Here is a 664-nt window from a genome sequence, read left to right as displayed (position 1 = left end):
GGCGTTATAAGGCTCGAAGATAAAAGGAATTTACGTGGAAATTAGAGTAGGGAAGCTAAGCGATGTCGCAGCCATCACCGATATCTTTAACTTTTACATAGAGCATACTAACGCTCGTTTTGAGGAGCAGGCATTTACGCAAGAAAATCGTCTAAATTGGTTCTCTCAATTCTCATGTAATAGTAAACATCAACTTTTCGTTGCTATCGAAAGTGGGGAGTTGCTAGGTTTCGCATGTTCCCAGCCTTATAGGGACATTTCAGCATTTGAGGATACAGCTGAAGTTACCGTGTATCTTGCTTCAACAGCAAAAGGTAAAGGTGTTGGTTCAAAACTGTATTTTAAGCTGTTTTCATCAATTTCTGGTTACGGAGTCCACAGGGTGTTGTCAGGTATCGCATTACCTAATGATGCTTCAGYTGCCTTACACAAACGTTTTGGTTTTAGAGAAATTGGCGTATTCAATGAATATGCAAAGAAAAATGGTGAGTACATTAGTTCGGTTTGGTTGGAAAAGGCGCTTAACCAAAAGTCCGCCTTATAACAAAGCGTTTAAGACAGATTCCCAACGCTTGGCATTTTCGGTTTGCTTTGAATTTAGTGTTTACGGCACAATGGTTTAGGTCAGGTGGTGGCGTTGCTCACTACTTAACGCGGCGTTATG

The 664-nt window shown here is 41.0% G+C and carries 1 protein-coding gene; it reads left to right on the top strand.

Features of this window, described 5'->3' with window-relative positions:
• The first annotated feature begins 34 nt into the window (after positions 1–34).
• Entirely contained in the window at positions 35–544 is a 510-nt protein-coding gene (locus tag ELS82_RS25650; RefSeq protein WP_134837836.1) for a GNAT family N-acetyltransferase, read from the top strand.
• The last annotated feature ends 120 nt before the right edge of the window (positions 545–664 follow it).

Source organism: Vibrio ouci, from assembly GCF_004551525.1.
Classification (GTDB): Bacteria; Pseudomonadota; Gammaproteobacteria; order Enterobacterales; family Vibrionaceae; genus Vibrio; species Vibrio ouci.
This window is presented reverse-complemented; position numbering and strand designations above follow the sequence as displayed.